The organism is Thermomonas sp. (genome assembly GCF_020850895.1).
GTDB lineage: Bacteria > Pseudomonadota > Gammaproteobacteria > Xanthomonadales > Xanthomonadaceae > Thermomonas.
In genome coordinates this window covers 1-9,135 of the sequence record NZ_JADZDS010000036.1, presented here as the reverse complement: position 1 = coordinate 9,135, position 9,135 = coordinate 1, and the positions used below count along the sequence as shown (strand labels likewise).

General features: G+C 65.7%; 5 protein-coding genes and 1 pseudogene. 3 read left to right on the top strand and 3 right to left on the bottom strand.

What is annotated here, in order from left to right:
• Together IT472_RS03445 and IT472_RS03440 are read right to left on the bottom strand one after the other, a co-directional pair.
• On the bottom strand, positions 1 to 1,754 hold a 1,754-nt coding region (locus IT472_RS03445; protein ID WP_297178415.1), incomplete at its 3' end, for a sensor domain-containing diguanylate cyclase.
• Positions 1,755 to 1,960: 206 nt separating this feature from the next.
• Positions 1,961 to 4,288, bottom strand: coding sequence for a DPP IV N-terminal domain-containing protein (locus IT472_RS03440; protein ID WP_297178412.1), 2,328 nt, complete (start codon positions 4,286 to 4,288; stop codon positions 1,961 to 1,963).
• A gap of 240 nt (positions 4,289 to 4,528) precedes the next feature.
• Between IT472_RS03440 and IT472_RS03435 the strand changes: the two genes are divergently transcribed.
• Genes IT472_RS03435 through aroE form a run of 3 tightly spaced genes read left to right on the top strand, consistent with a single transcriptional unit; the run spans position 4,529 to position 6,683 of the window.
• A complete protein-coding gene (locus tag IT472_RS03435) occupies positions 4,529 to 4,777 on the top strand; it encodes a hypothetical protein (RefSeq protein WP_297178409.1) in 249 nt (82 codons plus the stop codon).
• Positions 4,778 to 4,806: 29 nt separating this feature from the next.
• The gene (hemB, locus tag IT472_RS03430; RefSeq protein WP_297178407.1) at positions 4,807 to 5,799 is read left to right on the top strand and encodes a porphobilinogen synthase; all 993 of its coding nucleotides are present in this window, start codon (positions 4,807 to 4,809) and stop codon (positions 5,797 to 5,799) included.
• Between the two features lie 53 nt (positions 5,800 to 5,852).
• On the top strand, positions 5,853 to 6,683 hold the full coding sequence (aroE, locus tag IT472_RS03425) for a shikimate dehydrogenase (protein ID WP_297178404.1): 831 nt from the start codon (positions 5,853 to 5,855) through the stop codon (positions 6,681 to 6,683).
• Positions 6,684 to 6,763: 80 nt separating this feature from the next.
• Here the strand turns inward: aroE and IT472_RS03420 are convergent.
• A pseudogene (locus IT472_RS03420) lies at positions 6,764 to 9,135 on the bottom strand (hypothetical protein); the annotation flags it as partial.

Genomic DNA, 9,135 nt, shown 5'->3' with positions numbered 1-9,135 from the left:
TCGGCACGCCGCAGCAATGCATCACGGTTCTCGCCGGCCTGCCATTGCACGACGCCCGCCGAGAACGTGGCCCTCCATCCCGGCAGCAGCGCCGTCGCAGCAAGTTCAGCGCGGATGGCTTCGAGCTTCGCAAGCGCGTCCCGCAGCGCGGCCTGCGGCATCAGCACGGCAAATTCCTCGCCGCCGATCCTGGCCACCAGGTCGCCACCGCGGAAATGCCCCTGCAGCCTGCGCCCAAGCTCGGCCAGTACGGCATCGCCGATGGCATGTCCACCCGTGTCATTGATGCGCTTGAAGTGGTCGACGTCCAGCAAGGCCAGGCTGAGCACGCCGCCATGCCGCTGGATCTGGACCAGCTCGGCAACGATGCGCTCGTCGAAATGCCGACGGTTGGCCAGTCCGGTCAGGGCATCCTCGCGACTCTGCAATTCCAGCAATTCGCTCTTGCGCTGCAATTGCTCAAGCAGGGCTTCGCGTTCGCTGCCGGCGCGCTGGAGTGCCTCGGTTCGCTCCGCGACCAGCGATTCCAGTCGCTGGCGGTAGCCATCCAGTTCCTGGAAGGTGCGCGCATCGGCAAGCGCCGGGGCAATGTCTTCCGCAATCGCCTGCAGCAGGTGGCAGTCGGCATCGCCGTAGCGGCCGGATTGGTCATGCTGCACGCTGACCACCCCGATCGGCGTGCCGGCGAGCACGATCGGCACGATCAGGATGCTGCCCGGGCGTTCGCCCTCGGCCAGCACGGCAGTCGTGCGCACCGCCTCCGGTGCCTGCTCCCAGCGTTCGATCAGCAAGGGCTTGCCGCTGCGCAGGACGCTGCCGGTGAGCCCAACATCCACCGATCGGCGCTGCCGTGGCATGCGCTTGCCGTCGATCAGCTCCAGCAAGACCTCGAACTCTCCACGCTCGGCATCATGGACGGCAATGAAGGCGATCTTGAACGGCAGCACCGCGCCGATGTGCTCCAGCAGGAGTTCGCCCAGTTGGTCCATCCGCCGCGCGCCGGTCACCGCCATGCGCGCATTGGAGGCGGCATCCAGCATGGTCACGCGGTCCTCGACCTGCTTCCGCGATTCGACCAGGCTGTGCATGCTGACCACGGTCAGCAGCAGGAAGCCGACGAACAAGCCAATCGTGATCGCATCGCCATCCGCGCAAATCGCCGCGGCCAGCAATCCGAGCGGCGCGAACAACGCGTCCGAGCACAGGTAGCTCACGCTTGCGATGCGGCGCACATCGCGCCCATCCAGCGCAAGGAACACCAGGATCATCGCCGAATTGGCAACCTGCAGGACCGCGACCAGCAACAGGAATCGCAGCAGGTCTAACCAGCCGGGGACCAACAGCGGCACCAAGCCACCGACAGCGCGGTAGGCCCAACCGGCAAGTGCGCACATCAAGGCGATCATGCAGGCGTTGTGGACGGCGCGGATCGCACCGAAACCGAGGGAGTCCTGCCGATAGCGCCGGTTGATGAACGGAAACACCAGCGCGGGCAGCGCATTGATGCAGGCTGCCACCTCGAGCGGGAACAGCAGCAAGGCGGCGACCTGTGGCACCCGCTCCATCGAGGTCAGGCCCATCGAGGGCACCAGGTAGCCGTATTGCCAGACGACCAACTGGAATGCACCGAAGCCCAGCACCACCCACCAGGACGGCCACGCCGCCGACCACGGCCAGGCGCGACTGGCCAGCGCCACGGTCAGCACGACCAGGACGAGGTTGTAGGCCCATAGCCTCTGGCGTTTGCTGCCCACGGCCCCCCCCTCAGGCACGCCTGCAGGACAGCATACCGCCGTCACCGAGGCCGTGCGTACGGGGTCGGAAAGGGCGCCTCTTCGGGCGCTCGAGCGCGGATCACGCCGGTGATTGATCCGCGCACCATCCACCCCGAATCAATCAGGGGTTCCTTCGGTACCGCGCTCCGCTGGCGCGGCTGGCGACCTCCGGTGGCAGCGCTCGATCAGAACTGCATCTTCAACTCGAACTCATGCGGCGGTTGTGCGCCCAACAGGTTCGTCACGAAGTAGTCCCAGCGCCGGCGCATGACGTAGTAGCTGTCCATGCCGTAGCCATGGCGCGCGTGCGGCAGCAGCAGCAGGTCGAAATCCTTGTTGGCCTTGATCAGGGCATCGACCACCAGCAGGGTGGACTGCGGCGGCACGTTGTCGTCCATCATGCCGTGGATCAGCAGCAGCTTGCCCTTGAGGTGGCTGGCCAGCGGCGCATTGTCCTGGCCGGTGTAATTGGTGGTGCCGTCCGGTTTGCGCACCAGCAGGCCCTGGTAGCGCTCGCCCCAGTCGTCCTCGTAGGACAGGTTCTCGTGGTTGCCGGACTCAGCAATCCCGACCTTGTACACGTCCGGATAGCGGAACATTGCCGCGGCCGTGGCATTGCCACCGCCAGAATGGCCCCACATGCCGGCGCGGCTGGTGTCGATCCACGGATAGCGTTCACCCAACTGCTTCAGCGCGGCGACCTGGTCCGGCAGGGTGTTGTCGGCCATGTTGCCGTAGGAGACGTCCTGGAAGGTCTTGCTGCGCATCGGCGTGCCCATGCCGTCGAGCGCGATCACGATGAAGCCGAGTTCGGCCAGTGCCTGGTGGTCGCCGTGCGCGGGCAGGAAGCTGCGGCTGCGCACCGAGCCGACCTGCGGGCCGGGGTAGATGTAGGTGATGATCGGGTACTTCTTCGCCGGGTCGAAATTGGACGGCTTGAACATCTGCCCGTAGAGATCGGTGACGCCGTCGCGCGCCTTCACGGTGAAGGATTCCGGCGCCACCCAGCCGGCCGCACGCAGGCGGGTCAGGTCGGTATGCGCCAGTTCGGCCACCTGCGTGCCGTCGGCATCGCGCACCACTGCCACCGGCGCGGTCGCAATGGTCGAGTAGGTGTCGAGGAAATACTTGCCGTCGGCGGAGGCGGTGATGGAATGATTGGCGTCTTCCGGTGTCAGCAACTGCACGTCGCCGCCGTCGAGGCCGACCCGGTAGTAATGGACGAAATACGGATCGCGAGCGGCCTCACGGCCGACTCCGGTGAACCACAGGCTGCGGCCCGCGGCGTCGAGGTGAACGAGCTTGGCGACGTTCCAGTTGCCGCTGGTGAGCTGGCGCTTGAGCTTGCCGGTGGTGAGGTCGTACAGATACAGATGGCCCCAGTCGGATTTCTGGCTGAACCAGAGGAATTCATTGCTCTCCGGCAGATAGCGCCAGTTCACCGAATCCAGCGCCGGTGCGGCTTGGTACTGGGTGGCCACGGTTTCCTTGAACACGTCGCGCACGGCACCGGTCTGCGCGTCAGCCACCCGCAACGTCGCCGACTTGTGGCCGCGATCGGTGCTGACGAAGGCCAGGGTCTTGCCGTCCTTGGCCCACTGCACGTCTTCCCAGCCTTCGCCGCAGACGAGGTCGTCGGCGCAGGTCGAGCGGTGCTGGTCCGGCGGCATCTGCAAGCGAATCAGCTTTGGTGTCGCGCCCGACAGGTCGATGACCACACGCTCGATCAAGGTCACGTCCTTGTCGCCGGCAAACGGATAACGCCACTGCTCCACGCGCGGCGCGCCGACATTGGTGGCCACCAAGGTCATCAGGCTGGTGTTGCGCTGGTCCTGGCGGAACGTGGCGATTTTCTTGCCATCAGGTGACCACACCAGCACGGCATCGCCGGTGTGCTTCCAGCCGGCGTTGTCGGTGGCATAGCCATAGTCGGTCTTGCCGTCGAAGGTGAGCTGGGTTTCCTTGCCACTGGCAAGATCGCGCACCCACAGATTCCAGTCGCGCACGAAGGCCTCGCGACTGCCGTCGGGCGAAGCGACGCCCGGCTCGTCGCCAGACGGCGCCTGCGTCACTTTGGTGCAACCGGATGTGCCGCAATGGAAGCGCCCGGACGCAGCATCCAGGTTCAGTCCGCCGTCTGCCGCAATCGTGATGGTCAGCGGCGGCAGCCGATCCTTGTTGGCCGGCCGACCCTTGCCGCCGGCGGCGAGGTTCATCGCATCGGCCAATGCCTGCGCATCGAAGGCCGGCGTGCTCTTGCCGGTGGCCGGGTTGAACCGCAGCACCTGGGTCTTGCCGTTGGTCTGCTCCCGATACACCAGGGAGCCGTCGGACAGCCAACTGGCCTGACTGACCGCATGGTCGATCAGGGGCATGGTGCGATCGGCCAGCATGCCGGCCGCGCGCTGGTAGTCCGCCGTCGTCACCTGCGGTGCCGACTGGCCCATGGCCGCCCCCGAGCCGGTCACCAACAAGGCTCCCAGCAGCCACGCAACGCTTGAATTCCGTGCCATCGCATCCCCGTCGCATCTCCGCGCGCCAGCGCACCATCGCCGATGCTAACGCGGCTTATGCAGGCGTGCCCGTGCCAATGGTCGGGGATGGCGCGCCCACCCGCGCCGAAATCCACGCTTCATCGCCACCGAAGGCACTTCGTCCCCCCAAGAGCCCCATCCATCGGCTCCCACTTGCATCGGCGGCAGCGCGCCCGCATATCTATTGCAGTATCCGCCCTTGCTTGGAGTCGTGTTCCGATGGGATTGATCAGCCTGCTCTGGGGCATCGTCGCCCTGCTGTGGATGATGCTGGCCCTGATCCCGCTGGTGGGTTGGGCGAACTGGCTGCTGATCCCGTTCGCCGCGGTCGGCGCGATCCTCGCCGCGATCGCCCTCGCCGTCACCCGTCCCGGCCACAACGCCCGCGCCAAGACCGGCCTGATCCTGAACGGCATCGCGATCGTGGTCGGCGCGATCCGGCTGGCCCTGGGCGGCGGCCTGCTGTGAGCTTCACGCGGCGCCCGTAGAATGGCGCCATGAGCCAGTTCCAGTTCCCCGTTCGCCCGCGGCGCATGCGCCACGATGCCTTCTCGCGCCGCCTGATGCGCGAACACATCGTCACCACCGATGACCTGATCTACCCGGTCTTCGTCCACGAACAACAGGGCCGTGCGCCGGTGGCGTCGATGCCGGGCGTCGAACGCCTGTCGATCGACGAGTTGCTGCGGGTGGGCGAACAGGCGCTGGCGTTGGGCGTTCCCGTGCTTGATCTGTTCGGCGTGCCCGATCCTGCCGCCAAGACCGCCGACGGCCGCGTGGCCTGGGACGAAAACGGCATCATCCCGCGTGCGATTCGAGCCCTGAAATCGCGCTTCCCGGAACTGGGCGTGATGAGTGACCAGGCGCTGGATCCGTACACCACCCACGGCCAGGATGGGCTGATCGACGCGAATGGCTACATCCTCAACGACGAGACCATCGAGGCCCTGATCAAGCAATCGCTGGCGCATGCCGCCGCCGGCGTCGACGTGCTCTCGCCGTCCGACATGATGGATGGGCGCATCGGCGCGATCCGAGGCGCGCTGGAAGCCAACGGCTACATCCACACCCGGATCCTGGCCTACAGCGCCAAATATGCCTCCAGCTTCTACGGTCCGTTCCGCAGCGCGGTCGGCAGTGCCGGCAGCCTCGGCAAGGGCAACAAGTACACCTACCAGATGGACCCGGCCAACAGCGACGAGGCGCTGCACGAGGTTGCGCTGGACCTGGCCGAAGGCGCCGACATGGTGATGGTCAAGCCCGGTTTGCCGTATCTGGACGTGCTGTATCGGGTGAAGCAACAGTTCAAGCGCCCGACCTATGCCTATCAGGTCAGCGGCGAGTACGCGATGATCAAGGCCGCCGCAGCGAATGGCTGGATCGACGAAAAACTGGTGGCGATGGAAGCGCTGACCGCGTTCAAGCGCGCCGGCGCCGATGGCGTGCTGACCTATTTCGCACTGGATGCGGCAAGATGGTTGCGTGAATGATGCCTCGGCGCCTCTCATGGGCGCACCCCACAGTCGCGCAGGGAGAGCAGCAGATGAAGCATTTCGCCGTCTTCGGAACCCCGATCGACCACTCGCAATCGCCTTTCATCCATGCGGCGTTCGCCAAGCAGACCGGGATCGCACTCGACTACACCGCGATCGAGGCTGCACCGACGGAGTTCGCCGCCAAGCTGGCGGCAAGCACGCTCGACGGTGCCAACGTCACCCTGCCGCTCAAGCAGGAAGCGTTCGCGCTGTGCACGTCCACCACCTCGCGCGCCCAGCGTGCCCGTGCCGTCAACACCCTGATCCGTGATGGCGAGGGCTGGCGCGGTGACAACACCGATGGCATCGGCCTGGTGCGCGACCTGACTGAGCGCCACGGCATGGACCTGCGCCAGCGGCGGGTGCTGCTGCTGGGCGCGGGCGGCGCCGCCCACGGCGTCGCGCCGGCGCTACTGGACGCCGGCATCCATGAGTTGATGATCGTCAATCGCAACCCCGAACGCGCCGATGCCCTCGCCGACGCGCTGGGTGAACCCGCGCGCGTGCATGCCCGCGGCTGGGAGGTGGTGCCGAAACTCGGCAGCTACGACCTGATCATCAATGCGACCTCCGCCCTGGTCAACGGCGACATGCTGAAGCTGCCGATGGCCTTGGTCGAGAAGCGCAGCATCGCGGTTGACCTGAGCTACGGCGAAGTGGCCGTGTCCTTCCTCGCCTGGGCCCGCGCGGCCGGCTGTGCCAAGGCCTTCGACGGCCTCGGCATGCTGGTCGAACAGGCCGCCGAAAGTTTCCTGCTCTGGCACGGCGTGCGCCCGGAGACCGATGACGTGTTCGCGGAACTGTCGGCACGCTCGGCGGGCTTGTTCACCGCCGACTGAACGCCAGACTCAAGACGGGCTAAAACGAAACCGCCGGCAGGGAGCCTGCCGGCGACCGTCGTTCCAGCCACGTCGCCTCGTCAATACCGGCCGACGACGTTCAGGAAGAAGCCCTGATGGTCGTAGTCGAAGTTGGTGAGGTTGTCGCTGAAGTTGGTGAAGTTGTAGCCGATGCCGACGCGGAAGTTGCTGTTGATGTCGCGGTCCACGCCGACGAGGAAGCCGGAGCGATTACCGCCGTGGTTCACGCCCAGCCAGCGGAACTCGCCGAGTACATGCCACTTCCCACCCACGTCGTAGCGCACCTGGCCGGAGGCAAAGGTGGTGTTGGAACTGGCCCAGGTTCCTGCCAGCCGGCCCATGCGCACCGAACCGGTCCGACGCGCCAGCTTGCCGGCAAACTCCCAGCGGTCATCCGGCATGTAGACGCCTTCCAGCGACAGCACCTGCGAACGCTGGTCGTAGTTGGCCACGTTGCTGCCGATCTGCGGCAACGCCGACACGTCGTACAGGTAGGTGTAGCGCCCGAACAGCGCCCAGGTCGTGCTGTTCCACGGGCGCCAGGCAAAACCGAGATTGCCCTCGATGAACTTGGCGCCGGCATTGGTCAACACGAAGTCGCGGGTGCGTGAATAATTGAAGCGTGCGGCGAACCGGAAGCTTTCGTTGACCTTGTGGGTCAAGTAGTTGGTGGTCACCCACTGCGAACGATGTTCAACGCCGGTGTCCCGCCGCCACTCCAGCTTGCTCTGCCATTGGGTCGTGTTCGACGTGTGCCCGCCGTTGATGCTGATGGCACGCCGCGTCACCCCACCCAGCGTGGTATCCAGAGCGGCCTGCTGCAACGTGAAACCGAAATTCCATCCCTGCGAGGGGTAGAAATCCATGCCGAAGGTATGCGACAGGCCGGACGCAGTGGGCGACTTCAGCCATTGGCTTTCGTTGTACAGGTTGACCTGGTTCGACAGCCGCCAGCGCTGGCCCACCGTCCAGCCGTTGTCGCGGCGGTTGTTGAACAGCGGGTCAAACGGACTGCGGTCGGTGCTGTGGGTGTAGCTGGTGTACAGCGTGTGATTCGGATTGATCCGGTACTCGGCGCTGGCGGTGGCGCCATTGCCGCGGTCGCCGTGGGTGTATTCCAGGCCGACGCTGGACTGGTTGCCGAACAGGTACTTGCCGCCGACGGTGATGGCGTCGTTGTCGGCGTACAGCCCGCCATCGTCATCCACGGTGAACTGGGCGGTGCCGTACAGCTCCAGCGCGGTGCCGAAGCGGTGTCGGTATTGCAGCGCCGCCAGCACCCCGGTCGCCATTCCGCCTATCCGCCGTTCTTCCACGCGCCGCAGTTCGGCACCCAGAACGTCGAAATCGCTCAGTCGCCACTCGACCGTGGCCTGCGCCTGGATCAGCCGTTCCAGGCCACGCTCGGCCTCGCTGTAGCGAGTGTAGAGACTGAAGTTCGGGGTGAAGTTGCCACGCACTTCCGCGCCATGCTCGCGAATGTCCTGGCCGATGTCGAAGCGTGCGATCGAATAGCCGGCATCAACATCGCGCCACCACGCGCCGGCCGTCCATTCCTGCTCGGTCCAGCCCAGCTCATGGAAGTTGGCGCGTGCTTCCACCGCGCGTGCGGTGCCGCTGCGCAGGCCGAGCGTCGGATTGACCTGGATGAAGGACAGGCCGCCATTGCCGGAGAAAAACACCGGCGCACTGGTGGCGCGGGTATGGCTTTGTTCGAATTTGAGGTAAGTGCCCTGGCCAGCCCGCAGGGTGAGGTCCACCCCCGCCAGCCGGTAGTCGTCGCCAGCACGGTTTTCATCGACATAGGTGCCGCCCAACGCGAAGTGATCGCCGAACCAGTGCTTGATGCGCAGCCCGGCCGTGACTTCATCACCGTTGAATCCCTGCGGCACGAATTCGTAATCGACCAGCAGCACCTGCAGCAGGCCGTCCAGCGGCGCATCGCGGGTCAGGGTCGGCACGTTTTCGCGGGTCAGTACCGACAGCGGGCGGGTCAGGATGATCCGGCCCTGCATGTTGTCGATCTGGTAATCCGCGCCGGGCACCAGGTTGACCCGCACCTCGGTGCGGCCGGTGCCGGGATCGCGCACTTCCAGGACGACCCGCTCGGAGCCCGGCAGTATGTCGGTGTGCTTCAGGTAGTACAGACTGCCACCGGTGCCAAGGAACTCGTTGTGGCCGGGCGCGGTTTCCGCCTTCGACGCAAAACCCTTCAATTCGGTTTCCGGCTCACCCAGCACGGTGCTTGCACGACTGCGCCAGCTCAGGCCGGCGCCATACAGGGCACGCGAGTACTGCCCGTACTCGGTCCCGGTGATGCCGGTGTTGAAATTGCCCCACAGCGCCTGGCTCTTGTCCCAGTCCACCCGGACGTACAGGCGGCCCATGGTGTCGACGTCGCGATAAGTGGTCGAATCATCGCCATACACCG

What these genes read in the sequence shown, in the direction of transcription:
- IT472_RS03440 (WP_297178412.1), bottom strand. Translation starts at nt 4,288, where the DNA reads ATGGCACGGAATTCAAGCGTTGCGTGGCTGCTGGGAGCCTTGTTGGTG.
- IT472_RS03435 (WP_297178409.1), top strand. Translation starts at nt 4,529, where the DNA reads ATGGGATTGATCAGCCTGCTCTGGGGCATCGTCGCCCTGCTGTGGATG.
- aroE (WP_297178404.1), top strand. Translation starts at nt 5,853, where the DNA reads ATGAAGCATTTCGCCGTCTTCGGAACCCCGATCGACCACTCGCAATCG.
- hemB (WP_297178407.1), top strand. Translation starts at nt 4,807, where the DNA reads ATGAGCCAGTTCCAGTTCCCCGTTCGCCCGCGGCGCATGCGCCACGAT.